This window comes from Aquimarina megaterium XH134, assembly GCF_000520975.1.
Taxonomy (GTDB): domain Bacteria; phylum Bacteroidota; class Bacteroidia; order Flavobacteriales; family Flavobacteriaceae; genus Aquimarina; species Aquimarina megaterium.
Map to the genome: position 1 here is coordinate 22,968 of NZ_JACB01000026.1, position 25,555 is coordinate 48,522.

At 33.6% G+C, this 25,555-nt stretch carries 23 protein-coding genes; 11 read left to right on the top strand and 12 right to left on the bottom strand.

All coding sequences use genetic code 11. The features are described 5' to 3' along the window. Positions 1 to 178 precede the first annotated feature (178 nt). The gene (locus tag Z053_RS0113760; protein ID WP_025665591.1) at positions 179 to 2,269 is read left to right on the top strand and encodes a vWA domain-containing protein; all 2,091 of its coding nucleotides are present in this window, start codon (positions 179 to 181) and stop codon (positions 2,267 to 2,269) included. 112 nt (positions 2,270 to 2,381) lie between these two features. After that, on the top strand, positions 2,382 to 3,704 hold the full coding sequence (locus Z053_RS0113765) for a M24 family metallopeptidase (RefSeq protein ID WP_025665592.1): 1,323 nt from the start codon (positions 2,382 to 2,384) through the stop codon (positions 3,702 to 3,704). Between the two features lie 11 nt (positions 3,705 to 3,715). Here the strand turns inward: Z053_RS0113765 and Z053_RS0113770 are convergent, their stop codons facing one another. The 3 genes from Z053_RS0113770 to Z053_RS0113780 form a co-directional block, all read right to left on the bottom strand. Next, positions 3,716 to 4,957 carry a M14 family metallopeptidase gene (locus Z053_RS0113770; RefSeq protein ID WP_025665593.1) on the bottom strand — a complete coding sequence of 414 codons (1,242 nt, stop codon included), beginning with the start codon at positions 4,955 to 4,957 and terminating at the stop codon, positions 3,716 to 3,718. A 194-nt stretch (positions 4,958 to 5,151) separates the two neighbouring features. Continuing rightward, a complete protein-coding gene (locus tag Z053_RS0113775; RefSeq protein ID WP_025665594.1) occupies positions 5,152 to 5,343 on the bottom strand; it encodes a hypothetical protein in 192 nt (63 codons plus the stop codon). Between the two features lie 119 nt (positions 5,344 to 5,462). Beyond that, positions 5,463 to 7,091 (bottom strand): acyl-CoA carboxylase subunit beta, encoded by a 1,629-nt coding sequence (locus Z053_RS0113780; protein WP_025665595.1) that lies wholly within the window; start codon positions 7,089 to 7,091, stop codon positions 5,463 to 5,465. Between the two features lie 532 nt (positions 7,092 to 7,623). Between Z053_RS0113780 and Z053_RS28520 the strand changes: the two genes are divergently transcribed. Genes Z053_RS28520 through Z053_RS0113800 form a run of 4 tightly spaced genes read left to right on the top strand, consistent with a single transcriptional unit; the run spans position 7,624 to position 10,866 of the window. Beyond that, positions 7,624 to 7,806: a CAL67264 family membrane protein gene (locus Z053_RS28520; RefSeq protein ID WP_034238511.1), complete on the top strand. Its 183-nt coding sequence runs from the start codon at positions 7,624 to 7,626 to the stop codon at positions 7,804 to 7,806. Positions 7,807 to 7,848: 42 nt separating this feature from the next. Continuing rightward, positions 7,849 to 9,540, top strand: coding sequence for an energy-dependent translational throttle protein EttA (gene ettA, locus Z053_RS0113790; protein ID WP_025665596.1), 1,692 nt, complete (start codon positions 7,849 to 7,851; stop codon positions 9,538 to 9,540). 1 nt (position 9,541) lies between these two features. Next, positions 9,542 to 10,234 carry an HAD family hydrolase gene (locus Z053_RS0113795; protein ID WP_025665597.1) on the top strand — a complete coding sequence of 231 codons (693 nt, stop codon included), beginning with the start codon at positions 9,542 to 9,544 and terminating at the stop codon, positions 10,232 to 10,234. Between the two features lie 2 nt (positions 10,235 to 10,236). Next, positions 10,237 to 10,866: a chloramphenicol acetyltransferase gene (locus Z053_RS0113800; protein WP_025665598.1), complete on the top strand. Its 630-nt coding sequence runs from the start codon at positions 10,237 to 10,239 to the stop codon at positions 10,864 to 10,866. 55 nt (positions 10,867 to 10,921) lie between these two features. Here Z053_RS0113800 and Z053_RS0113805 read toward each other — a convergent pair whose 3' ends face one another. The 3 genes from Z053_RS0113805 to Z053_RS0113815 all read right to left on the bottom strand — a co-directional run bounded on the left by Z053_RS0113805 (position 10,922) and on the right by Z053_RS0113815 (position 14,033). Continuing rightward, positions 10,922 to 11,707, bottom strand: a complete 786-nt coding sequence (locus Z053_RS0113805) for a DUF3050 domain-containing protein (RefSeq protein ID WP_025665599.1) — start codon at positions 11,705 to 11,707, stop codon at positions 10,922 to 10,924. Positions 11,708 to 12,042: 335 nt separating this feature from the next. Continuing rightward, complete coding sequence (locus Z053_RS0113810; protein WP_025665600.1) at positions 12,043 to 13,164, bottom strand: histidine decarboxylase; 1,122 nt, start codon at positions 13,162 to 13,164, stop codon at positions 12,043 to 12,045. Positions 13,165 to 13,442: 278 nt separating this feature from the next. Further along, positions 13,443 to 14,033 (bottom strand): pseudouridine synthase, encoded by a 591-nt coding sequence (locus tag Z053_RS0113815; RefSeq protein WP_025665601.1) that lies wholly within the window; start codon positions 14,031 to 14,033, stop codon positions 13,443 to 13,445. Positions 14,034 to 14,362: 329 nt separating this feature from the next. Between Z053_RS0113815 and Z053_RS0113820 the strand changes: the two genes are divergently transcribed. Beyond that, a complete protein-coding gene (locus Z053_RS0113820) occupies positions 14,363 to 14,812 on the top strand; it encodes a cold-shock protein (RefSeq protein WP_025665602.1) in 450 nt (149 codons plus the stop codon). Positions 14,813 to 14,914: 102 nt separating this feature from the next. Here Z053_RS0113820 and Z053_RS0113825 read toward each other — a convergent pair whose 3' ends face one another. Both Z053_RS0113825 and Z053_RS0113830 read right to left on the bottom strand, forming a co-directional pair. Then, a complete protein-coding gene (locus Z053_RS0113825; RefSeq protein WP_025665603.1) occupies positions 14,915 to 15,718 on the bottom strand; it encodes an MBL fold metallo-hydrolase in 804 nt (267 codons plus the stop codon). A gap of 186 nt (positions 15,719 to 15,904) precedes the next feature. After that, positions 15,905 to 16,660 carry a sulfite exporter TauE/SafE family protein gene (locus Z053_RS0113830; protein ID WP_025665604.1) on the bottom strand — a complete coding sequence of 252 codons (756 nt, stop codon included), beginning with the start codon at positions 16,658 to 16,660 and terminating at the stop codon, positions 15,905 to 15,907. Between the two features lie 242 nt (positions 16,661 to 16,902). Here Z053_RS0113830 and Z053_RS0113835 point away from each other — a divergent pair, with 242 nt between their 5' ends. After that, positions 16,903 to 18,621 (top strand): SulP family inorganic anion transporter, encoded by a 1,719-nt coding sequence (locus Z053_RS0113835; protein ID WP_262482486.1) that lies wholly within the window; start codon positions 16,903 to 16,905, stop codon positions 18,619 to 18,621. A 7-nt stretch (positions 18,622 to 18,628) separates the two neighbouring features. Here the strand turns inward: Z053_RS0113835 and Z053_RS0113840 are convergent, their stop codons facing one another. The 3 genes from Z053_RS0113840 to Z053_RS0113850 all read right to left on the bottom strand — a co-directional run bounded on the left by Z053_RS0113840 (position 18,629) and on the right by Z053_RS0113850 (position 21,817). Then, positions 18,629 to 19,594, bottom strand: a complete 966-nt coding sequence (locus tag Z053_RS0113840) for a peptidase associated/transthyretin-like domain-containing protein (RefSeq protein WP_025665606.1) — start codon at positions 19,592 to 19,594, stop codon at positions 18,629 to 18,631. 154 nt (positions 19,595 to 19,748) lie between these two features. Next, complete coding sequence (locus Z053_RS0113845) at positions 19,749 to 21,362, bottom strand: FAD-binding protein (RefSeq protein WP_025665607.1); 1,614 nt, start codon at positions 21,360 to 21,362, stop codon at positions 19,749 to 19,751. A gap of 131 nt (positions 21,363 to 21,493) precedes the next feature. After that, the gene (locus Z053_RS0113850; RefSeq protein ID WP_152538310.1) at positions 21,494 to 21,817 is read right to left on the bottom strand and encodes a hypothetical protein; all 324 of its coding nucleotides are present in this window, start codon (positions 21,815 to 21,817) and stop codon (positions 21,494 to 21,496) included. 347 nt (positions 21,818 to 22,164) lie between these two features. Between Z053_RS0113850 and Z053_RS0113855 the strand changes: the two genes are divergently transcribed. From Z053_RS0113855 to Z053_RS28525, 3 genes are read left to right on the top strand one after another with little or no spacing between them, the layout of a single operon-like run. Further along, positions 22,165 to 22,494 (top strand): helix-turn-helix transcriptional regulator, encoded by a 330-nt coding sequence (locus Z053_RS0113855; protein WP_025665609.1) that lies wholly within the window; start codon positions 22,165 to 22,167, stop codon positions 22,492 to 22,494. Then, the gene (locus tag Z053_RS0113860) at positions 22,488 to 23,774 is read left to right on the top strand and encodes a type II toxin-antitoxin system HipA family toxin (RefSeq protein WP_025665610.1); all 1,287 of its coding nucleotides are present in this window, start codon (positions 22,488 to 22,490) and stop codon (positions 23,772 to 23,774) included. The genes Z053_RS0113855 and Z053_RS0113860 overlap by 7 nt, the downstream gene beginning before the upstream one ends. A gap of 18 nt (positions 23,775 to 23,792) precedes the next feature. Continuing rightward, complete coding sequence (locus Z053_RS28525) at positions 23,793 to 24,623, top strand: DMT family transporter (protein WP_231389099.1); 831 nt, start codon at positions 23,793 to 23,795, stop codon at positions 24,621 to 24,623. Between the two features lie 114 nt (positions 24,624 to 24,737). On the opposite strand, the gene Z053_RS0113870 is transcribed toward Z053_RS28525, so the two are convergent. Then, positions 24,738 to 24,989, bottom strand: a complete 252-nt coding sequence (locus tag Z053_RS0113870; protein ID WP_025665611.1) for a hypothetical protein — start codon at positions 24,987 to 24,989, stop codon at positions 24,738 to 24,740. Positions 24,990 to 25,555: the final 566 nt, after the last annotated feature.

Genomic DNA, 25,555 nt, shown 5'->3' on the forward strand with positions numbered 1-25,555 from the left:
AAGTATAGATTGTATTAACCAATCAATTCAGATAATAAACTTCCCTCTTTTACATTTTCTTGAAACATAAAAACCAATATTTTCCTTTTTACTCAATAAAAAGACGACTTCACTCATTCTTGATTGTTATCGCTTATAAGAACGCATAGTTTTGGTTTATAATTAAAAACTATTAACTATGAGACTATTACAATACATCTTGTTTGTCTTCTTTATAACAGGGATTTCAAATGCACAAGACATAAAAGTTACAGGAAAAGTAACAGATGATCAAAACCAGCCTTTACCAGGTGTAAATATTGTTATAAAAGGAAGCACCAACGGAACGCAAACAGATTTTGATGGTAATTACACCATTCTTGCTACTATAGGAGATACACTAATGTTTTCTTACATAGGATTCGAAACCGCTGAAGAAAAAATAACCGCTGCCTCGGCTTTTATGCATATTAAATTGATTCCTTCTTCAGCAGAATTAGAAGAAGTGGTTGTTACAGCATATGGATCAAATAGAGTGAGAAAATCAATGAGTTATGCTGTATCTAGTAATAGACCAAGAAGGAAAGGGAGAAAACACAGGCAAAGGCACGTAAATAAGTCGCCTGGGGTACGGGTTTTTAATACAGGTAATACATTAAAAGTTAGAGGAGTTAATTCGGTTTCGGGAGCAAAACAACCGATGTATGTGGTAGATGGAGTACCTGTTGATAATAAAGACATAGCCGTAGTTAACGCAATAGATCCAACAAAAATAGCAAAGGTAGAAGTACTTAAAAATAAAAAAGCAACTTCGGTTTATGGACCTAAGGCTAAGCATGGATGCATTGTAATTACTACACATTCTGGTAATTATAAAGTACAAAATGATGAGTCATACCGAGAAATTGTTGAGAATGATTTTAAAAAAGTTCAAATGGCTCCTCTCTCGACTTTTTCTATTGATGTAGACAAAGCATCCTATAGTAATATTCGTAGAATGATTAATAATGGAGTTAAAGTTCCTGCTGATGCCGTTAAAATTGAAGAAATGATCAATTATTTTAATTATCAATACGAACAACCCAAAGACGAACATCCTTTTGCAATTCATACTGAGTATGCTTCAACTCCTTGGAATACAAAAACGCAATTGGTTAAGATAGGATTAAAAGGAAAAGAAATTCCTCAACATGAAATTCCTGCATCTAACCTTGTATTTTTAATTGATGTATCAGGATCGATGAGTAACAGCAATAAGTTACCTCTACTAAAAAAGGCTTTTAAACTTTTGGTTAATCAATTACGAGAAAAAGACAAGGTTTCTATAGTTGTATATGCAGGGGCAGCAGGAATGGTATTAAAACCCACATCTGGAGCTAATAAGCACGAAATTAATCAAGCATTGCAAAACCTTGAAGCAGGAGGATCAACGGCAGGAGGAGAAGGAATAAGGTTGGCGTATAAAATAGCAAAAGAAAATTTTATAAAGAATGGCAATAATAGAGTTATCCTGGCTACCGATGGCGATTTTAATGTAGGGATTAGTAGCGATAAAGACATGAAAAAATTGATTGAAGAAAAACGTAAATCTAATGTGTTTCTAACATGTCTGGGATTCGGGATGGGAAACTACAAGGATAGTAAGCTAGAAACATTGGCAGATACCGGTAATGGTAACCATTCATATATTGATACCATGCAAGAAGCACAAAGAGTATTGGGGCAAGAATTCGGAGGTACTTTATATACAATAGCTAAAGATGTAAAAATTCAGGTTGAATTTAACCCAGGGAAAGTGCAAGCATATCGATTGATAGGATATGAAAACAGACTTTTGGCAGATGAGGATTTTATAGATGATACTAAAGATGCTGGAGAGCTGGGAAGCGGGCATACAGTAACCGCACTATATGAGGTAATTCCTGTAGGAGTAAAAAACAAATATCTGAAAGAGATTGCAGATCTAAAATATACCAATTCAACGATTAAAAAAGAGTATGGAGATGAACTATTAACTGTTAAGTTCAGATATAAAAAACCACAAGAGAAAAAGAGTATTGAAATGGTTCATGTTTTACATACAGATACCAAAACTTCTGCATCACAAGATTTTAATTTTGCAGCTTCAATCGCTTGGTTTGGGATGAAACTAAGAGGTTCGAAATATATTGAAAACCAAGATATTAAAGATATTATTGATTTAGCCCAAACAAATAAAGAAAAAGATAACCAGGGATATAAAGCAGAATTTATAAGACTTATGAATAGCTATCTAGGATTAGAGGAGTAATCAAAAGGTATTGTTAAAGTTCGAAAGAGGCACCTGTATTGTTTTGCAGGTGTCTTTTTTTGTGATATTTTTATTTCAATTATATATTTAATTGCCTCACACTAATCACACAATGAAAAACTTCGTTATTATAATTTTATTTTTTCTAAGTACTACAATTCAATCCCAAATCCTTAACCAAAGAGAAAGAGCTGCAGCAATTGATATGGTTTTAAAAGATCGATTCGATAATCTTTTACCTCAACTAATGGATCGTACAGGGTTTGATATGTGGATTTTGATTTCTAGAGAATACAATGAAGACCCCGTGCTTAAAACAATGTTACCTTCGACATGGTTAAATGCCAGACGGAGAACTATATTGGTTTTTTATAGGGATAAAGCTAAAAATACAATAGAAAAACTGGCAGTAGCTCGATATAATGTGGGCAAAAATATTGATTCTGCCTGGGACAAAGATGAACAACCAGATCAATGGAAAGCACTTATTGATATAATTTCAAAAAGAGATCCTAAAAAAATTGGAATTAATTATTCTAAAGACTTCGGAATTCTGGATGGTATAGTAAAAACAGACTATGATGAGTTGATGAATGCGCTGCCAGAAGAATATAAGTCAAGAATTTCCTCTGCCGAAAAATTATCAATTGCATGGGTAGAAACACGTACCCAACAGGAAATGGAAATATATAAAGAGTTGGTAAAAATCACTCATGATATTATTGATGAAGCATTTAGTACTTCGGTTATACAACCAGGAACCACTACTACAGATGATGTGGTTTGGTGGTTAAGGCAAAAGGTAACTGATATGGGGCTAAAAACCTGGTTTCATCCTACGGTAGATATTCAGCGTTCGGGTGAAGCATTACAAAGCCATATTGTTTCCTTTTCTGATCGACCAAAAGATAAAGTAATTCGGCCGGGAGATTTGATTCATTGTGATTTTGGGATTACATATTTACGATTAAATACAGATTGCCAGCAACACGCCTATATTCTTAAAAATGGAGAAATATCTCCTCCTGAGTTTTTAACAAAAGCTTTTGCAGATGGAAATAAAGTACAGGACATTTTTACTTCTAATTTTAAGACCGGTAAGACCGGAAATGAGATTTTATTAAAATCTCTTGAACAAGCAAAAGCCGAAGGGCTTAAACCGTCAATATATACACATCCATTAGGAGTATTTGGCCACTCTGCAGGACCAACAATAGGAATGTGGGATGCACAAGGCGGAGTCCCGGGAACAGGAGATTATCCTTTGTATGAAAATACTGTGTATGCTATCGAATTAAATACTACAATAACACTCCCAGAATGGAAAAAAGATATTCGTATTATGCTCGAAGAAGCGGGCTTTTGGGGAACTTCAGGTTTTAAATATGTGAATGACAGGCAAACAGAATTGATAACCATTCCTAAAAGAAAATAAATTGAACTACATCACTTATCGGTTAAAATCCTCATCATTTGTTGTGCAGTAACCGTACCGATCACTTTTATTTTATCTCTTGGAGTATCATCACCTATTTCATAAGTTACACCTGTAGCATTATGCCCATATAGAAACCATCCTTTAGAAACTGGTTTCTTGCTATTTCCTGGTTTTTCGTTTACAACATAGTCAGGGATATTGTTTTCTAATGCGGTAAACCAATCTTCAATAAAATAGGGGAGTGTAGTGCCTTTTCGTATTTCATTGGTATAAAATATATCATACCAGGTAGAATGAAAATCAAGACCTAATATTAGTTTCGAATTATTTCTTTTTAATGTTTTAGAAATAAATTGTACTGTTTGCTTAATTTCGGGTTGTCGGTATGCAGACCAATCTCGATTAGTATCTACACCACCAGCATTATGTCTCCAATGACCAAGATCTACACCATCCGGATTCATAATAGGAAAAGCTAATACACGATACTTATTCAAAAATTCTTTCGAAAGCTCAGAGTCATCATTTAATAAAGTTTGTACAAAGTGTTGAAAAGCAAAATAACCTGTAACTTCTGGAGGATGTTGTCGCGTTAACAAAACGATTACATCCTTATTTTCGGGATTTCCGTTAAAAATATCTAACACAGGCAATTCTCTACCCAATTTAGAGGTTCCGAATACATTCAGATTTACATAACTCTCTTTTCCCTTAATCAAATTTGTATACCAATCCTTAACATGTTTAGAAGAATGTATTTCATGAGCAGCGATCAATAAAGGCGTTTTATCTAGTTGAATTTTTATCGTAGTGTTTTCATTTGTTTGATATAAATTAATAGAGTCAATACTTTTCCATTGTTCGTTATTTGCTTTTAATTGTGGGAGATACCTGTGTTTATGTCCATCGGGATACAGGAACTGAAAATAAAAAGGTTTTGGTGTATTGGCCCATGCTTTAAAAGCGTAGTATGCGCTTTTATTTATAGGAGTATTTTCAGGATGTATAATAACCACCGCAGTACTATCGTTCATTTTTTTAAATCCATTTAGACGAGCACCGTCAAACTCATTACTGGCATATACACCAATATCTTTTAACGTATATGTTTGCTTAATTTGATGGTTGATTTTTTTTGAAGTAGTATCTACAGGGGTTTCAAAAGCAACTTTTTTGGCAGTCTGGCAACTCACTATAAAAATAAAACTCAGTATCGATAGTATGCATGAGATGTTGATATGTAGTTTCATAACTAATGCGTATTTATTCCTCATAAATGAAGATCTACAAATAGATAAATAAAGATACTGAATACTAATTATATTAATAAACAACTCTAATTACTTAGGTATAGGTTACGTTAGTAATTAGAGTATGTATATTTTACTAATCTATAAAGTAGATATTTGTATAATTAGGAAATCGACTGGATTTCTTTTATCCCTTAAAAAGCGCACAAATCATCAATATAGTGGCCTGCTATTGTTACTCCACATCCTCCACAAGGACAATCACTATCTTTCCAACATGCTCGAAATTGAGGGCACCCTCTATCAAATGAACCTGCATTAATAGACTTTTGTTGTTCTTTTTTAAGGATTATGACCTTGTCTAGATTTAAAATGTTCTTAATCATTGCGAAAATATTTAAAATGGTTAATTAAGTTTTAAAGTTAAGTTTTCTAAAAAACCTAAAACATACATTTTGCATATTTTTAATACACAAATCATTACTACATACGATATATTTTCATGTTATACTTGAATGATTCCTAAATTAAATTTCTTTTCAATTGGAGAATGATCTGCAGCCTCTATACCCATAGAAATCCATTTTCTTGTATCTAATGGATCTATGATAGCATCTGTCCAGATTCGTGCAGCGGCATAATATGGAGAAGTTTGTTTGTCATATCGAGCTTTAATTTTATTAAACAGTGCTTTTTCATCTTCTTCAGATAATTGCTCTCCTTTCTTTTTTAGAGAAGCTGTTTCAATCTGTAACAATACTTTTGCTGCTTGAGCGCCGCCCATTACCGCTAATTCTGCACTTGGCCAGGCAGCAATTAATCTAGGATCGTATGCTTTGCCACACATCGCATAATTACCTGCACCATAAGAATTACCGACTACTATGGTAAATTTTGGTACTACGCTATTACTCACGGCATTTACCATTTTTGCGCCATCTTTAATAATACCTCCGTGCTCACTTTTACTACCAACCATAAATCCGGTTACGTCCTGCAGAAACACCAACGGTATTTTCTTTTGATTACAATTGGCAATAAATCGGGTTGCTTTATCTGCCGAGTCAGAATAGATGACACCTCCAAACTGCATTTCTCCTTTCTTAGTCTTTACTATTTTACGTTGATTAGCTACAATACCTACAGCCCAGCCGTCGATACGCGCATACCCAGTTAAAATCGTTTGTCCGTATCCGGCTTTGTATTCTTCAAAATCAGAATCATCCACCAGTCGATTGATGATTTCCATCATATCATACTGTTCATTCCTGGCTTTTGGTAAAATGCCATAGATTTCATCTTGATTTTCTTTTGGAGAAACAGGTTTACTACGATTAAAACCGGCTTTTTCGAAATCTCCAATTTTTGACATTAAATTTTTAATGGTATCCAGAGCATCAGCATCATCTTTAGCTTTATAATCGGTTACTCCAGAAATTTCACAATGAGTGGTAGCACCACCCAGAGTTTCATTATCAATGCTTTCTCCAATAGCAGCTTTTACCAAATAACTTCCCGCAAGAAATATACTACCTGTTTTATCCACAATTAGAGCTTCATCGCTCATGATTGGCAGATAAGCGCCTCCGGCAACACAACTCCCCATAACTGCAGAAATTTGAACGATCCCCATACTGCTCATTACTGCATTATTACGAAATATCCTCCCAAAATGCTCTTTGTCGGGAAAGATTTCATCTTGCATGGGTAGATATACTCCCGCACTATCCACAAGATAAATAATAGGTAATTTGTTTTCAATAGATAATTCCTGAGCCCTTAAGTTTTTCTTTCCTGTAATAGGAAACCAGGCACCAGCCTTTACTGTCGCATCATTAGCTACAACAATACATTGTTTTCCACTTACATATCCAATCTTAACAACAACACCGCCGCTAGGACATCCTCCGTGATCATGATACATATCCTCTCCTGCAAAAGCACCAATTTCTATAGATTTAGAATCTGTATCTAATAAATAATCGATTCTTTCTCTTGCTGTCATTTTACCTTTGGCATGAAGTTTTTCAATACGTTTTTCGCCTCCTCCTAATTTTACTTTGGCAAGGCGTTGTCGTAATTCTGATACTAAGAGTTTATTGTGATCTTCGTTTTTGTTGAAGTTTATATCCATTTTGTGTATTGTGTATATTGTGTGTATTGTTTGCACGAAAATACAAAAAACGTAGATTTTATGAATGATAGGAGACCAAATTAAACCACGCTATTATTTTGTTCTTAAAATATTGTTTTTAAGGCGGTTTAACCTGTTGTTTTTTAGTAGTTTAATAACGAAAGGTGTTGAGGCTATAACTTAGAAATCCCCACTATTTGGTACTTAAATTCAATATCAGCAAAATAATTTGATCATAACTTTTCTTTCCAGCTACGAAGTATTAACATGAGTATGCTAATATTTCGAATCAGAAAAAGAAGTGCATATGCCATTAATAATATTCGGCACTATGTTTTAGCGTTGATCTAGACCCCTGAAGAACTGTTTTTAAATAAAAGTGAATTCTTAATTTACTGTAGGACAATAGGTAAACTATTTTTTTGTCTTAACAACTCTATAAAAACCTGTGTTTTGACGATAAAATACCGATATTTGCACTTGCTTATGTATAAAAACATGAGTAACCGTACTAAACTAAAAAAAATAATTTATGGGAATGAATAAAAATACAGTGTTGGCTTGGGCAACTTTTATAATGATAATAGTTGGTTTAGCACTTATTGCATTAGGAGCTTTTAGATATAGAGATGTATCTGGATATGGTTTTGCGGCTGTTGGAGTTGGCTTTTTTGCAATTGCCTGGGTTTTTAATGCATTAAAAGGGAGAGTTTAACTCTTATAAACTATACAATCTAAAAATAACAATTAAGGGCTTATGTCAGACGATAAAAAAGTAATCTTTTCGATGTCCGGAGTGAGTAAAACGTACAAAAGTGCAAATACTCCGGTTCTCAAAAACATATATCTCAGTTTCTTTTATGGTGCGAAAATAGGTATCCTTGGGCTTAATGGTTCGGGAAAATCTACTTTGCTTAAGATTATAGCAGGAATAGATAAAAATTACCAGGGAGATGTTGTATTTGCCCCGGGATATACAGTTGGTTTGTTAGAACAAGAACCAAAGCTAGATCCTGAAAAAACAGTATTAGAAGTTGTAAAGGAAGGTGTAGCAGAAACGGTTGCCGTTTTAGACGAGTATAATAAGATCAATGATATGTTTGGTTTACCAGAGGTCTATGAGAATCCTGATAAAATGCAGGAACTTATGGATAAACAAGCGAACCTACAGGATCAGATCGATGCCAGTAATGCATGGGAGTTGGATACCAAGTTAGAAATAGCTATGGATGCACTTCGTACTCCAGAATCTGATAAGAAAATCGGAGTACTATCTGGTGGTGAACGTAGAAGAGTGGCACTCTGTCGTCTTTTACTACAAGAACCAGATGTCTTATTATTAGATGAGCCTACTAACCATTTAGATGCAGAATCTGTTCATTGGTTAGAGCATCACCTACAACAATATAAAGGTACTGTGATTGCTGTAACTCACGATAGATACTTTTTGGATAATGCAGCTGGGTGGATATTAGAACTTGATAGAGGAGAAGGTATCCCGTGGAAAGGAAATTACTCTTCATGGTTGGATCAGAAATCAAAACGACTTGCACAAGAACAAAAACAGGCTTCTAAACGTCAAAAAACATTAGAACGAGAGTTAGAATGGGTTCGTATGGCTCCAAAAGGTCGTCAGGCAAAGCAAAAAGCACGTTTGAGTAACTATGATAAATTGTTAAGTCAGGATCAAAAACAAGTAGATGAAAAGCTTGAAATTTACATCCCGAATGGCCCTAGATTAGGAACTAATGTTATCGAGGCTACAGGAGTAAGTAAAGCTTTTGATGATAAGTTGTTATATGAAGATTTAAATTTTAATCTTCCTCAGGCAGGTATTGTTGGGATTATTGGTCCAAACGGAGCTGGTAAAACTACTATATTTAAAATGATAATGGGAGAAGAGCAACCCGATAAGGGTAGCTTTACAGTCGGAGATACTGCTAAGATTGCTTATGTAGATCAAAGTCATAGTAATATCGATCCGGATAAAACTATCTGGCAGAACTTTAGTGAAGAACAGGAGTTGGTTATGATGGGAGGAAGGCAAGTAAATTCAAGAGCGTATCTGAGTCGTTTTAATTTTAGCGGAAGCGAGCAAAATAAAAAGGTATCTACGCTTTCTGGAGGTGAGCGTAACCGATTACACTTGGCAATGACCTTAAAAGAAGAAGGTAATGTATTACTTTTAGATGAGCCTACTAATGATCTAGATGTTAACACATTAAGAGCATTAGAGGAAGGGCTAGAAAACTTTGCCGGATGCGCCGTGGTAATTTCTCACGACCGTTGGTTCCTCGATAGGATTTGTACTCATATTTTAGCTTTTGAAGGAGATTCGCAAGTATATTTCTTTGAAGGAAGTTTCTCTGATTATGAAGAGAATAAAAAGAAACGTTTAGGTGGTGATTTAATGCCAAAACGTATTAAGTATAAAAAATTGGTGAGATAAAATGCCTTTAAAAAAAATTAAAGTAATTGCTTTTGATGCAGACGATACGCTCTGGGTAAATGAGACTTTTTTCAGAAAAGCAGAAGAAGAGTTTTGTACGTTATTAGAAGAGTATTTACCTAAAGAAGAAGCAAACAAATTACTTTTTGATGTCGAAATGCAAAACCTGCCATTATATGGCTATGGGATTAAGCCATTTACGCTTTCGTTAATAGAAGCAGCTATCAAAATTTCTAATGGAGATATGACGATAGACCTGGTACAGAGGCTAATTGAAAAAGGAAAGGAAATGCTTCGAGAACCTATAGAGTTGATCGATGGGATTGATGAAACATTACGTCGGTTATCAGAGAAATACCGACTTGTAATGGCTACCAAAGGAGATTTGTTGGATCAGGAGCGTAAACTTATTAAATCTGGATTAGAGAATTATTTTCATCATATTGAAATTGTTTCTGATAAAACAGAAAAACAATATAAAAAACTGGTAAAACACCTGGATATTACTGAAAATGAGTTTTTAATGGTGGGGAATTCTCTAAAATCTGATATCCTACCCGTTTTAAATATTGGGGCACATGCATTTCATATTCCATTTCATACTACCTGGACTCATGAAATGGTTGATGATAAAATAGATCATCCTAATTTTAGGAGCTTTGCAAAGGCTAGCGAGTTATTGCAAATATTATAAAAATGAAAACAAAACTAGATCTTACTACCTGGAACAGAAAAGAGCATTTTGATTTTTTTGGTAGTTTTGACGAACCGTTTTTTGGGATAACCACAACTGTAGATTTTACAATGGGGTACCAAAAAATAGAAGACCTTGGGTATCCTTATTTTTTATTTTACCTCTACAAATCTCTTCATGCAGCTAATGCTATTGAGGCCTTTAGATATCGTATAGAGGATAATCAAGTGTTTGTGTATGATAAAATTCATGCATCCCCAACTATAGGAAGAGAGGATCATACATTCGGATTTTCATTTATGGAGTATGACAATGATTTTGAGATGTTTTGCAGTAAAGCACAACAAGAAATTGAAGCTGTTAAAAAAAGTACAGGATTACGACATACGGATAATGCCAAGCGTATAGATACCATTCATTATTCATCTATTCCCTGGTATAATTATACAGGGCTTACACATGCCAGACATTTTCAGTTTAAGGATAGTGTACCAAAAATCTCTTTTGGCAGATATACCAAAGAAAATGGTAAATTAAGTTTGCCTATTGCTATTAATGTACATCACGGACTAATGGATGGGTATCATATTGGCCTTTATCTCGAAGAGTTTCAACGACTATTGAATGAATAATATACTTTCGATTTCATAAAAATTACTCTTTATGATGTGTTTGCTTTTAGGTGTTTTAGATACTATACGTTAACTTTTTCTTTTCTATTGTATCAGAAATACAATCCCATAACTTAATTCTATGTGCTAAAGCTTTCCTGGCAATCTGCAAAGTTTCTTCCCACTTTTTTGAATCGTTTCCGCATAATTCAGAAATCATTTCTAATGAAAGCGGCCCATGTTCATCTCCATCAAGTTCAATATGTCTTTCGAGGTAATACGTTAGTTTATTGTATCGTTTATTTTCTGAGTCAGATTTTTTCAATATTTCAATAAACATATCGGGAATAACATCTTCTCTTCCGAAAGTGAATGCAGATGCAATACGGTGAGATTCGCCAGTTTCTATAATTTCGAAAGAAAATTTAACGAAATCCAGTACATGCTGATCTATATTTAATTGATTTAATGCATGATCGACATCATTTCCTGATGCAATTAAATCGACTAACAAATCAATTTTAGATGTATCGGCCTTTATCTGTTTCATAGCATCTAAATACATTTCAAAATGACTTTTAGGTTCTCCTAACTCATTAATATCACTTTCTTCTGCATGTACAATTTCATTGATAAATCTGGATAATATAGGGTTTTTTCTAGGAATCCATGGGGTAGTTACATTGGTTAGTTTAACTTGTATTGCTTTTAATAAAGACATAAAATCCCAAACTGCAAAAACATGGTTTTCCATAAATATTTTTATGTCATCAATATGGCTTAAATTTTTATAAAGCTTATGATTTTGTAATTGTACCCTTAAATCAAAAAGTTCATTTTCTATGTGTTGTAATCTATTCATAATGTATTACGTTCTATTTTTCTATTACATGTTAGCTATTCTAACCAAAAAAAGACAACCATGTTTTTTAACTGGCGCAAAAATAATATAAAAACAGAATACCACCGCATATGGCGGTGGTACTTTGCAATGATAAGTTAATTACATTATAAGAAAGTATTGTTGAATTATATTAAATAGTGAATGGGGTATTTTATATAAGAAACAACAATATACTTTTTACACAAATTCACTGACGAAAATACCATAAAATTGAATGTTTTCTTATGAAAGAATCATTACAATTTGTTATGCCACATTATGTTATGTTATAATCATATGATTTTAATTTTATATTAGACAGTACACATTTCTACTTCAATATCTGCTATAAAACTATCAATTTGTTCGTAAGATACATTTGGCATACAAATGATATGGGATTGTCCGTTTTCTGTTGCTAATTGCCATTTATCTATAATTTCTGTGCTGGGAGCAGGGAAAACGATAGTTATAGCATTAGGGTTTCTCCAGGCTTCAATTCCAAGATCTTTGAGTTTGTTTTCTGTATAAGAAGCTACACCTAAACTATGCTCTGTTCGTTTTTTGAACCCTTCGACTCCTAATTTTTTTATTGCATACCACAAAAATAATGGGGTGTGTCCATTTCTTGATCCGGTTATAGTAGCATCAGAACTACCGATGTACGCTATTCTTCTTGCAATTCTGTCTCTGTTATCCTTTTTTACAATAACTACCCCCGACGGCATGGGAGACCCTATAAACTTATGCCCACTGATTGAGATGCTATCGATACCATCTTCAAAATCAAATTGTGGTCTTGGGGTGACAAACGGTGCAAATCCCCCGGCTAAGGCAGCATCTGCATGTATGTAATGCTTCTCTATAGCCATGTCTTCCAGAATTCCTTTAATTTTTTTGGTATTGTCTTTGGCCTCTGTCATTGTTGTTCCAATATTAGCAACTACTATTGCTGGTCTATGTCTATTGTAACCAATTGCTTCTTTTAAATCATCATAATCCATCTCACCATTAGGAAGCGACTTTACAATCACATAATTAATATTAAGCAAGGTTACATTTTTCTGAATACTGTAATGTGTAGCTTCAGAAAAATAGACCATCCCTTTTGGGTGTAATTCTCGCGCTACATAAAGGCTATATAAGTTTCCCTCAGAACCACCATTGGTTACATATCCCCAAATATCATTTTCATGGGCTCTAAATAATCTGGCGAAGAAATTTACAACTTCACGCTCCATGGCTCTAGAATCTACACGATACGTAGATTCACTAAACGGATCTCCTAAATTGTTTAAAGGGAATTGGAGGAATGGCATTAATTCTGAATAATCAAAATCTTTTGAAACCGGGTATCCTAAAAAATTTTGTGTTGTACTTTTGATGCTATGATATAATTCTTCAAGCTGCTGTTGTTCTGTAGTATGTAATTTCATAATAGGCTAAATAATTTGTTCAAAATTACATAGCATGGATGAATATTCTAAATATGCATATTAATTTAGAATATTAGTCTTTGTTATATGGTTTTTGTAGATTTTAATTCTAGTCAGCTGTAATTAAAACATGTTTTTTAGAATATCATTCTTATACATATTTCATTTTTACTAATGACACAGGAGAAGTAAAGTTGTGTTATAGGAAGAAAACAGAATATTTAATCCAAATAATTAAAAACAGTAGCGATTGTGTGGGTTTATAGAGTATGATTTGATTATAAAGTGTATAGTTCTTTCACTTCTCCGGCTTTCATTTCATTTAAATAAATATTACCAACTCTTACTCGTACTAATCGTAATGTAGGAAAACCGACGGCTGATGTCATTTTTCGTACTTGGCGAAATTTGCCTTCTTGTAATGTGATAGATACCCAGCTGGTAGGGCCATGCCTGTCATCACGTATTTTTTTTGGCCTTTCGGGAAATGTGGGGATAGTATCTATTTTGGAAACTTTACAAGGTGTAGTGATATATTTTTTTCCTTCAAAACCAATTTCGACCCCTTTTCTTAATAATTCAATTGCATCTATGGTAATATCACCGTTTACTTGAGCATAGTATTCTTTTTCTACATGACCGCTACAGATATGGTTACTGGTTTTTCCATCTGTAGTGAGTAATAATAGCCCTTCTGATTTTTCATCCAGCCGCCCAATAGCCATAGTTCCTTCAGGAAAATTATACAACTCTCCTAATAGTTTTTTTGAATTTTGTTTTTGACCGTTATTAATAAACTGGCTTAGATAGCCATATGGTTTGTAAATAGCGAAATGTTGATGATTTTGTTTATCGGTATTGTTTTTCATTCAAAAAATATAGGGATTGGTGTTTTAGAGGTGAAAAAATGAGTTTTCGAATTTACGAATTTAGTTTTATCAGAGCTAAAATTTCATACAGAACCATGAATCAGGTAAATACTTTTCTAAAATTAAAAATGAAAACTTATCTTTGTAAAAAATTCAGTATATCAATATTTATATATTAGATGTATGCGTTATTGCAACAACTGGGTAAATTATTAGGTAAATCAATCTTAGAAATTGCTATTTTCCAATCATTCGTTTAGTATTTCAATGACAACCTCCATTTTTAAGGTTAAAAATCGGTTTAACAAAAAACAAAGTATAAATAACGAATGGCAAAATCACAGCAGACTTTTAGTAAAATTGAAAAAGAGAAAAAGAAATTAAAAAAGAGAGAAGAAAAGCAGAAAAAGAAGCAGGAGCGTAGAGCTAATTCTAATAAGGGTAATGGCTTGGATAGTATGATTGCTTATGTTGATGAGAATGGGTATACTACTGATACCCCACCAGATCCGACCAAAAAGAAAAAAATCAAAGCTGAGAATATTGAGATTGGGGTTCCTAAAAGAGAAAAAGAGGAATTTGATCCGGTAAGAAAAGGAAAAGTTGCGTTTTTTAATGATTCTAAGGGATATGGTTTTATTAATGATACTGAAACGCAGGAGCGATATTTTGTGCATGTGAATGGTTTGATGCAAGAGGTAAAAGAAAATGATAAAGTGACTTTTGAACTTGAGCGAGGTCAGAAAGGGATGAATGCTGTTAGAGTAAAAAAGATATAATTATTATATAATCTACATAGAACATATAAAAAAGGTCTGCATTTGTCGCAGACCTTTTTTATGTTAGATTATTTATTAGAATAGAACGGTACTGTTAACTTACTATTTGGTGTTGTTGGGATACCAATCTAATTGAATTACTTCTATATCCGGATTTTTTGATACCAGTTCTTTAAACTTCGCAACATCACTTAGTCCCTCGGTTCCACGATAATGATATGGGTATACTTGCTTAGGTTTAAACTCAAGAACAGCACTCGCTGCACTTTCTACGGTCATAGTATAGGGTAGATTCATGGTTACAAATGCCATATCTATGTATTGTAATGCTCTCATTTCCGGAATATCTTCTGTATCTCCCGAAAAATAAAGCCGTTTCTTTCCTAAAGTGATTACATAACCATTGCCTCTTCCTTTATCATGAAATTTTAAAGCTTCTTCTCTTAGGTTGTACATCGGGATGGCTTCAATGGATATACCTTGTACTTCTTTTGTTTCTCCATTATTAAGAATAATCAAGTGATCTGTGTATTGTGCAGGAAGTTTTTCGGCCACTGCCTGAGGTGCTATAATTTCGGCTTTTGATAAATCCAGGCTATCCAAGGTTTCAATATCCATATGGTCACCATGTATATCTGTGATAAGTACAAGATCTGCAAGTTTTTTATCTTTAAAAGCTTTGGCTCCTCCTGCAGGATCTATATAAATAGTTTTTTCTTTCCATTCTATAATAGCTGTAGCATGAATTATTGGGTCGATAGTGATATCACTAATCGGTTTTTTGGGTAGTTCTTGTGGGGCTTCGGTAATAGTTTCGTTGTTTTCTTCGGTGTCTTCATTTTTTTGTGACTTACAGTTAAAAAAAATAAGACATACCAGGGTAATGAATACGGGGGAAAGTTTCATGAGATGGTGATTTTTGTGTTTATTAGTTCTAAAAGATAAGAATATTGAGCGAGATATGTGGGGTAAGCTGTATTATCGCGAGCAGATAGAGCAATTGTTATATCTTGTTTTTGGTGTAATATATTGTAAAAGAGTATAAAACAAGAGAAGAGGTGGTGTAACAAAAATTGCTTATTTTTTATGCGATTAACTGTCTATCCATAATTTAATAGCCATAGCAATAACCATAATGATTAAAAACACTTTAACCAAACCATCTCCCTTTTTTACAGACCATCTGCTTGCAATCCACCCTCCTGTAGCATTTCCTGTTGCAAGAACAAAACCATAGAGGTAGTCGATCTGATTATTATATACAAAAATGGCTAATGCCCCAATGGTATAAATAAAAACGACCAATACTTTAACGGCATTAGATGTAACCAGGTTTAGGTAATTTATAGAGGTTAATGCTAACAAGATAAATATTCCTACACCTGCCTGGATAAATCCACCATAGACCCCGATAAAGAAAAAGGCAAGAATCGAAATCCAAAAATGTTTACCTTGTGTTCTTTCTATCACATCCTGAAGATTTACTTTGGGCTTAAAAACCATAAAAAGGACTACGATAACCATTACAATTGCAAGGATTTTATTAAATGTTTCTCCTTTAATGTCGATTGCAATCTGTGCTCCGATTAATGATCCAACAAGAGCCGATATTCCTAGATAGACCCCAAAAGAACCTGGTTTAACTCCTTTACTTCTAAAACCGGCAATAGAGGAGATAGATTGAATGAAAATTCCTATACGATTTGTGCCGTTAGCAACGGCAGGAGGGAGTCCCATAAAAATTAACATAGGTAAGGTGAGTAAAGAACCGCCGCCAGCTATAGTATTAATTACTCCTGCTATAAATCCAATAATTGCTAAAATGAAAAGAAGTAGTGTTTCGTTCATAGAGTTTTTTGAAAAGTGCTAAGAGAAAAAAAGTATATGATGTTGTTTTCAAAAATAGGTAAATCTCTATAATGAGCCTGATTAAAATTAGTTATTTCTATCAAAATAAAACGAATTCAACTTTAAACAGATGAATTATAAATTCTTTTGGTATAACTTCTGAAACTGTTGTAGATTTACCTAATAAATCAAAAACCTTCGGTAGCGTTAAAAAGTTATATAAAATAGTCCCGTTTCTTCAGATTTTTAAAGATAAAAAGTATAGTAGCTCTTTCTTTAAAGCAGATTGTATTGCTGGTATTACAGTAGGAGTTATTCTTATACCGCAAGCGATCGCTTATGCATTACTTATGGGGGTACCCCCAATTTATGGGTTGTATGCTTGTCTGATTCCTTTGTTGCTTTATGCCTTTTTTGGAACATCCAGACAACTAAGTATAGGGCCGGTAGCGGTTACTGCAATATTAGTAATGAGTGGAGTGAGTCAACTTGCAGACCCATTTACAGAGAGATTTGTAGAATTGGTTCTGTTTGTGGGGTTTTTGATAGGAATATTGCAGATTATTATGAGTGTGTTGCGTATGGGGTTTTTGGTAAATCTTATCTCTCAGCCTGTAATTTCTGGATTTATCTCTGCAGCGGCGATAATTATTATTGTTTCTCAATTAGATCAGGGGCTGGGGATTGCTATTCCGGATTTTAAATACACGCACCAGACAATTTGGTATGCAATTAGTCACTTTGCTGAAGTAAATTGGATTACACTTGGGATTTGTTTATGCTCTATTGTAACTATTAATGTGCTTAAAAAATGGAAACGCTCTTTCCCAGGAGCACTTACTGTATTGGTGATTACAACTTCTATAGCCTATATTTTTGATTTAAATGCGAAAGGATTGGCGATTATTAAGGATGTACCTAGCGGGCTCCCTTCTTTTAGTATTCCGAATATGGATTATGATACGATGGTTGCACTTATCCCATCGGTATTAACGGTCACTTTTATTGGGTATGTAGGGAGTATTGGGATTGCCAAATCTATAGAAATGAAAAAGAGAGACCATATCATACGCCCTAATCAAGAATTATTTGCATTAGGAATAGCTAAGGTTATTGGTGCTTTTTTTCAGGCAGTACCTTCTTCGGGAAGTTATAGTAGAACAGCAATTAATGATGAGGCAGGAGGGAAGACCACTGTGTCCTCTATTATAGCTGCATTAATGGTGATGTTTTCTTTGCTTTTTCTCACTTCATTTTTTTATTATATCCCTAAAGCAGTTCTGGCGGCAATTATATTGGTTTCTGTATTTGGCCTGATTAATTTTAGTGAAGCAAAATACTTGTTTCGACTTAGAAGACGAGATTTTATTGTAATGATCATTACTTTTTTAGGAACATTGATTTTTGGAGTAGAAAATGGAATCTTTATCGGGGTAATATTGTCGTTCGTGTTTCTACAGTATTACAGTGCTCGTCCTCATATTGCCGAATTAGTAAATATACCAGGTACCAAATATTATAGAAATATTAATAGGTTTCCAGATGCAATACAATCAGAGGTGTATTTAATTATCAGGTTTGATAATCAATTGTATTTTGGTAATTCAAGTTATTTTAAGGATGCTATTCTGGCTTATGTTTCTGATCGAGAACGGTTACCCGAATTTCTAATCCTCGACAATACAAATATGCATGATATTGATAGTACTGGCTTGCATGTATTAGACGATATACAGCAATATCTTGATGGTATCGGAGTTCAGTTGTTAATGGTGGGGACAATAGGTCCTGTTCGAGACTTTTTAAAACGATCAGGTTTTACAGATAGATTAGGTGCGACCTATTATTATTTGACAATTTCTGATGCGGTAGATCATGCAGAAAACCAAACTGCCAAACATAAAGAAATACACGAAGCAGCAGTACAGTTTAATACGAAAAGAAAATCTTTTTTAGATTAATGTTACTCTAATCCTCTTCGTATAAATGTAGTTTTAACCCCATACCATAATTGGTGTTGTTATTTTTAATCAGATTATTGTTTTTGCTATACCCTCTGTCAAAACGCTGCCAGGTTCTATTTTTAAAAAATACTCTTCTGGTAAAAGTTTTGTAACTACTTATTTTGTCTGTAAACGGAAGTAAAGGTCTAAAAGTGGTAGATACTTTAACGATACCTTTTCGAGTTTCAATCTCACTATACTTTTTTGTTTGTTGTAGTTTTCCGTCCTTATCTGTATAGCCTAATACCTGTATGGAAACAAAAATACCATCTTTTGGTATGAAAACTTTATATTCTGAAACGTTCAGTTCAAAATTAGATTTATCCTTGTTGGTTACTTTAAATATAATATCTTCATAAGGCAATCTTTTTCCTGGATATCCATTGTTATTGCCATAAAACTGCATTTTGAATAAAGTAGAAAATGATTCCTTTTTGTTAGCATTTCGATTTGAAGATTCTGTTTTAATGGGTATATATACTGAAGCTATTTTGGTAGATTTCTCGGGGTCTTTGGGGAAGAAAACTGCAATTTCAGATTCTACTGTAGGGAGCCAGCTTTTAAAATAATCATTATGCACTTCTGAGGCCAATCTCTTGGTTTTGTACTTTCTTTTCTTTTCTGCAACAATATACACCTCTTTAAGTTCTGCAATATCTTGTGTTAAACGTATTTTCTGAGGTAAGGCAGAAGTAGACAGTGCTAATTCTTTATATCCTATAGATGATATGTATAAGGAGTCTACATCAGAATACCATTTTTTTGAGAATCGAAAATTACCATCTGCATCAGCAAATGTTCCGCTTCCGTTTCTAAAAGAAATTGTGGCATATGGTATAGGTGTATTTTGTACTGAATCAAGTACAGTATAAGTCTGCGAATAGACAATTTGTGCTAAAAAAAGCAGTAGTAGGAAGGACAGCTTTTTCATTGAGTAATGGGGATTAAAAAAAATAAAGTTATGAAATATATTTATACTAGAACGATTATCATGCCAAAGAGCTTCAATAATAATTAGAATTATTTTAAATCACAACTACTTTTATTGCATATGTGTTTGTAAATTAAGTACTTATATATTTTATTTAAACAATTACTCCAATTACTTTGTTTAACCCACATCTTTCAATAAAGCCATTGGTAAACACATTCATTGCTTCTGGTTCTAGTAGATCGTTACGAGTGTCAAGCCAATGCTGTACTGTTGCGGTACTATACATATTCTGGATTCGCTGAAAATTAAGGTTGAAGTTTATTTTTCCCCAATGTAGGGTATATGGTATATTGATAGCTTCTAATCGATTCCATACTTTTTCGTAGAACTTACGAGTTATATCTGCATCTACACCATCTAATTCTAATACACAGGTTTCTGGAAATTTCGTAAACCCTAATAATGCCTCAGTTCCTTTTACATATCGTAATGATATTCCACCAGGAAAAGGGTCGCCATCTTCAATAATCATCATAATTTCTTCAACAACTCGTACACTGTCTTTGATATCTATTCCTAAAGCTGCACTGGCAACTTTACCTCTAAATTTGGTATTGCTAAATGTTTCTCCTATAGTTCCTTCCATAGGAGGGATTTCTTTATAGGCCAGGGGGAATAGTATGTTAACTAATTTCGGGACTAATAAAATAGATAACCCTCCCAGACTATCCATAACTGTTTGTATTAACCCCAGTAGATCATCACCATAGGTTAACCCTTTATCATCTGGAGTTCTACGGGTGTAGTTATCCCTGTATTTGCGTTTATAGGAAACTTTTAAAAACACACCTTTATTATTGTTATCGGGTTCAAAATCATAAGGGTTTATTAGTATTTCAAAATGATATAATTCTCGATCAGGAGAGTGTTGAGGAAAGGGGAGTATAGTATTAATTGCTGAAAAATCTAATGTTTTCATGGTGTTTTTAAGCTCACTGTTGTATGCAATTTTGTCTATACGATGCTCTTCAAGTAGAAATTTGGGCTCTGTTTCGATCATAATACCGTGTATAATCCCAAAACTTCCGAAACTAACCAAAGCGGCATTAAACATAGTGTCGTCTCTTATTAAATCTGCGCCTAACCAATCAATAAACCGATCTGATACTACAGGGTTGGAGCTTCGCTCTAGCCATACATGACGATTGCGACCAACGATGAGATGTATTCCTGTTACAAAATCCTGTATTGCTCCTACGTTAAAAGCAGCGCCATGTGTACCTGTGGATAATGCGCCTGCTACTGTTTGACCATTACTAGCTCCCGAGGCTTTGATAGAGCGATTAGGACGTTTCTCTTTTTCTAATTTTGAGTTGAGTTGCAATATAGAAACGCCGCATTGCACAAAAAATAAATCGTCGGCTAGCCCTCCTTTATCGAGGTATTCGTTGCTTATATTAGACTTACTAACCGAAAAACTTAGACGTAATGATTTAGTATCTAAGATACCGCCTTCAGAAACCGCTACCTTAGAAAATGACCAGCCGCTACCCATAGCACGTAATCGAATATTGTTATCAATTGCATGCCCTATTAACCATCGTAAGTTTTTGGTTGTAGCAATATATTTATCCGCTCCTTTGCTTAGCGAATCATCATTACGTACTTTAAAAGAAGCGTTTTGTGTTAGCTTTTGTGTAAAATTTTGATGCCTGTTTTCCCATTTTCTTATGGGTAATGTTTCAATGCCTTTTGGTAACGCCATGATTATGTTTTTTAATATTTTATTGCAACTGCTCTTTGTTTTTTAGGTAGTACTGTTAGTAAGCCAATATCAAAACCAGATATGATTTCTGTCTTTATTGGTATAGATCAAGTAGAGATGATGCATTTTCTCTATAACTCTTCTATTGGAGGGTCTGGTGGGGCGCATTCCCATGTTATGGTTTGCGGTACAACAATGCCTAATGTGATTGTGGATAATAAAATGTATCCAAAATTGGTGGTGTTGGTTGCTGAGCTTAAATGTTTGGATTCACATCTGGCATCGATATCTTTAGGAGAAACCAGCCCCCAAGCAAAGCTCCAGGTGGTTTTAGTGTTTTTAACTACAGCATCACTGTCATGAAGACTTACAACTCGTGTAGACATACAGCTTGTACAACAAATAGTTATTGCCAGTACTATGCTTATGTATTGTAATCGGATAGAATGTTTCATTGTCTTAGACTTTAAGACAATCAGACGATATGATTAGAGGGGGATCGCTAAGTAGGTTAAAAATAATACTATTTTAAACGATATAAAAGGGGGATTTACCTGTTTTTTATGAAGACAAATATCTAAAATTCAGTTTCGATAAATGATGAAGATATTTAAAATCTAATCATAATATTTAAGGTATATTATGGTGTACTTTATTTTATTTTTAATAATTTTGTGTATATTTTATTATACTTTATTGTATTTAGTAAAGAATTATGTTATAAAGTATAATAAAATATACGTAATTTACGTTTTATGATTTTAATGTATATTTTTCTATACATTAATTAAATTTATGTGTGATGAATGTAAATAACCTTTCAGACGAACAAATACTAGCAGAACTTACTCAAAGAGTAAAACAACGGCGTCTTAATCTTAATATTACTCAGGATGAACTTTCTAAGAGGGCAGGAGTGCATGTGCAAACGATTAAGAATTTTGAATCCGGAAAGACAACTACACTATTAACTTTTATACAGATACTCCGAGCATTTGGAGATTTAAACGCATTAAGCTCTTTATTTCCCGATCCGGGCATAAGCCCTATAGAATTATTAAAACTAAAAGGAAAGGAACGTGAGCGTGCATCACGTAGCTCTAAAAATCAAAAAGAAGATCCATTATGGTAGATGTTATTAAAATTACCCTTTGGGGAGAAGAATTGGGAGCATTAAGTTGGGATAGTCAAAAAAACTTTGCTTCTTTTGAGTTTTTTCCTTCATTCCTAAATAAAAACCAGGATGTCTCACCAATACATATGCCAATACAGTCTTCTGCAAAAAAAATATATAGCTTTCCTAATCTAAATCAGGACACCTACCGTGGATTACCAGGAATGTTATCTGATGTATTGCCCGATGATTTTGGGAATCGTTTAATTGACCAATGGCTTGCTCTTAATAACATTCCAAAATCCAAATTTACCCCACTAGATCGCTTATGTTATATTGGCACTCGCGGTATGGGAGCACTAGAGTTTCAACCTGCGAAACATATAGGGCAAGCTCAAACTACTACATTAGAGGTAGATAAACTAGCACAACTGGCAGAAAAGATACTTAATACACGAGAAAAACTAGAACTTAATCTTTCTGAAACAGAACACCTTAATGAATTGATTAAAGTAGGAACTTCGGCAGGAGGGCAACGAGCTAAGGCTATAATTGCTTATAACTCTACAACAAATGAGATACGGTCGGGCCAGGCCATAGCTCCTCACGGATTTGAACATTATATTTTTAAGTTTGATGGAGTAGATGATACTACTCTTGGTGATCCACAAGGGTATGGTAGGATCGAATATGCATATTACTTAATGGCATTGGATTGTGGTATCAATATGGAAAAATCTTTGCTTTTTGAAGAACATGACAGAGCTCATTTTATGACCAAACGCTTTGATCGCCATGGTAATAATGAAAAAATACATATGCAAACCTTGTGTTCGATAGCACATTTTGATTATAAATCTCCAGGTGCACACTCTTATGAAAATGCATTTGAAGTAATGCGACAACTACGATTACCACATAGTGATGCTGTACAATTATATAAAAGAATGGTATTTAATGTTATTGCCCGTAACCAGGATGATCATACCAAGAATATTTCTTTTTTGATGGATAAACGTGGAGTTTGGAGACTTTCGCCTGCATATGATGTAACCTATTCATACAATCCATCAGGGATTTGGACCAGTATGCATCAAATGTCAATTAATGGTAAACGAGATGATTTTACATTACAGGATTTAATTGCAATAGGAGAGAAGATTAGCTATAAAAGTCATAAGGAGACCATACAGCAAATTATTGATGTTGTTTCTAACTGGGATTACTATGTACAGAAAACAGGAATTCCAAAATCACAAGGTAATACATTAGCAAAACCATTTAGATTATACCTTTGATCCTTCTAACTAGATAAAATGAAGAAAGCTATATACTTTATGCTTCTAAGTGCTGTGTCTTTTACAGCAATGAACCTATTTGTTAAGTATTTAGCGCACTTTGGAGGAGCACAGCTTGTATTCTTTAGAGCATTTGGCTCGTTATTTTTTACAATGAGTTACTTGTTATGGCATAAGATTCCAATATTGGGTAACCAAAAAGGATTGTTGATCTATAGAGGATTGGCAGGAGTAACCTCGATGGGGTTATTCTTTATGTCGGTTAATTACCTTCCTATTGGTTCTGCAGTATCATTACGGTATTTATCACCAATCTTTGCTACTATTTTTGCTATACTTTTTCTTAGAGAACAAGTAAAACCAATACAGTGGTTGTTCTTTTTAATGGCGTTTAGCGGTGTTTTAATGATCAAAGGTTTTGATCCTAATATTGATTCTTTTGGTCTGTTATTAGTACTGGGATCAGCAGTATTTAGCGGAATAGTATATGTACTAATAAATAAAATTGGTCATAGAGACCACCCTGTTGTGATCGTTAACTATTTTATGTGGATTTCTGTTACCGTAGGAGGTATTCTTTCTATTTTCAACTGGACTACACCAAAAGGTATAGAGTGGCCACTATTACTTAGTTTAGGGGTTTTTGGATATTTCGGGCAATTATTTATGACCAAAGCATTTCAATCTCAAGCAACAAATAAAGTGGTATCCCTAAAATATGTCGAAGTAATTTTTACAATGATTGCAGGTACTTTTTGGTTTGCCGATATATATCCAGCTCTAAGTATTATAGGCACCCTATTAGTGATTACCGGATTAATCCTTAATATTTGGTATCGACAACGTTAATCTGGTTTATACATTAGGATCTTATCGTTATAAGACTAGAAAGCCTGAAAACTTAGTAGATTTTCTAATGTATAAAACGGATTACTGTATTTGCAAGTATCTAAAAAACTTTAATTACGAAAAGTCTTCTCTAAGATAAAACATGAGTTTTCTTTTATCTGTAAAACTTTTGATAGTAATGATATCACCAGTAATTTTATTATAAATCACTTCAACAAACAATAAATCTACGTAGTAAATAGAATAGTAAAAATCGCGATTCTGGTCATTTATAGTAAAGAGGTGAATACCTCGATCCCAGAGGTCTTTGTATTTGATATCTAACTGTCGAGCATTAAACTCTTCTTCAAGGGTAATTTTGCGCATAAGCTATTAATTTTATAATGAGGCAGGATAAAATTACGGAAAAACCGTAACATATGCAAGTGAAAATTGTATAATATCCTGAAGAACAATAAAATGCACATATAGAATAACCCTTGTTTAAGAATATATTTGACTATAAAATATAGAGACTTTAAATAGCTTTAAGGTTAATATTGAGTACAAGAATATTATGATTTTTTTAACAAATATAGGTGTATGGATAAAGTACCTATCACAGGCTTTTATTTAACCCTGTTTTTTTACCTTTGGTAAGAAAAAACTTGTGTCGGAATACAACAAATCCTACAAAAAAATATGTCTTTGTAGATTTTTGTTTATTTTAGTTGTAAATAACTAATAAATAGGTGTTTAATAGAAAGCGGCCCTCTAGGTTAACTACTCCTATAGAGGGCCTAAATTGAAACATAATCGGTATTTAACACAAACTCAACTTATACTAATTATGAAGTTTCAACTTTACTTTTTACTGGTTCAAAGATATCTTAGTTTTATAAATTTTCTCATGTTTATTCATAAAAAATTTAACATTTAATCAATTAATAACA

Coding starts and splice junctions, on each gene's coding strand:
- Z053_RS0113760 (WP_025665591.1), top strand. CDS start 179: ATGAGACTATTACAATACATCTTGTTTGTCTTCTTTATAACAGGGATT.
- Z053_RS0113765 (WP_025665592.1), top strand. CDS start 2,382: ATGAAAAACTTCGTTATTATAATTTTATTTTTTCTAAGTACTACAATT.
- Z053_RS0113770 (WP_025665593.1), bottom strand. CDS start 4,957: ATGAAACTACATATCAACATCTCATGCATACTATCGATACTGAGTTTT.
- Z053_RS0113775 (WP_025665594.1), bottom strand. CDS start 5,343: ATGATTAAGAACATTTTAAATCTAGACAAGGTCATAATCCTTAAAAAA.
- Z053_RS0113780 (WP_025665595.1), bottom strand. CDS start 7,091: ATGGATATAAACTTCAACAAAAACGAAGATCACAATAAACTCTTAGTA.
- Z053_RS28520 (WP_034238511.1), top strand. CDS start 7,624: ATGGGAATGAATAAAAATACAGTGTTGGCTTGGGCAACTTTTATAATG.
- ettA (WP_025665596.1), top strand. CDS start 7,849: ATGTCAGACGATAAAAAAGTAATCTTTTCGATGTCCGGAGTGAGTAAA.
- Z053_RS0113795 (WP_025665597.1), top strand. CDS start 9,542: ATGCCTTTAAAAAAAATTAAAGTAATTGCTTTTGATGCAGACGATACG.
- Z053_RS0113800 (WP_025665598.1), top strand. CDS start 10,237: ATGAAAACAAAACTAGATCTTACTACCTGGAACAGAAAAGAGCATTTT.
- Z053_RS0113805 (WP_025665599.1), bottom strand. CDS start 11,707: ATGAATAGATTACAACACATAGAAAATGAACTTTTTGATTTAAGGGTA.
- Z053_RS0113810 (WP_025665600.1), bottom strand. CDS start 13,164: ATGAAATTACATACTACAGAACAACAGCAGCTTGAAGAATTATATCAT.
- Z053_RS0113815 (WP_025665601.1), bottom strand. CDS start 14,033: ATGAAAAACAATACCGATAAACAAAATCATCAACATTTCGCTATTTAC.
- Z053_RS0113820 (WP_025665602.1), top strand. CDS start 14,363: ATGGCAAAATCACAGCAGACTTTTAGTAAAATTGAAAAAGAGAAAAAG.
- Z053_RS0113825 (WP_025665603.1), bottom strand. CDS start 15,718: ATGAAACTTTCCCCCGTATTCATTACCCTGGTATGTCTTATTTTTTTT.
- Z053_RS0113830 (WP_025665604.1), bottom strand. CDS start 16,660: ATGAACGAAACACTACTTCTTTTCATTTTAGCAATTATTGGATTTATA.
- Z053_RS0113840 (WP_025665606.1), bottom strand. CDS start 19,594: ATGAAAAAGCTGTCCTTCCTACTACTGCTTTTTTTAGCACAAATTGTC.
- Z053_RS0113845 (WP_025665607.1), bottom strand. CDS start 21,362: ATGGCGTTACCAAAAGGCATTGAAACATTACCCATAAGAAAATGGGAA.
- Z053_RS0113850 (WP_152538310.1), bottom strand. CDS start 21,817: ATGAAACATTCTATCCGATTACAATACATAAGCATAGTACTGGCAATA.
- Z053_RS0113855 (WP_025665609.1), top strand. CDS start 22,165: ATGAATGTAAATAACCTTTCAGACGAACAAATACTAGCAGAACTTACT.
- Z053_RS0113860 (WP_025665610.1), top strand. CDS start 22,488: ATGGTAGATGTTATTAAAATTACCCTTTGGGGAGAAGAATTGGGAGCA.
- Z053_RS28525 (WP_231389099.1), top strand. CDS start 23,793: ATGAAGAAAGCTATATACTTTATGCTTCTAAGTGCTGTGTCTTTTACA.
- Z053_RS0113870 (WP_025665611.1), bottom strand. CDS start 24,989: ATGCGCAAAATTACCCTTGAAGAAGAGTTTAATGCTCGACAGTTAGAT.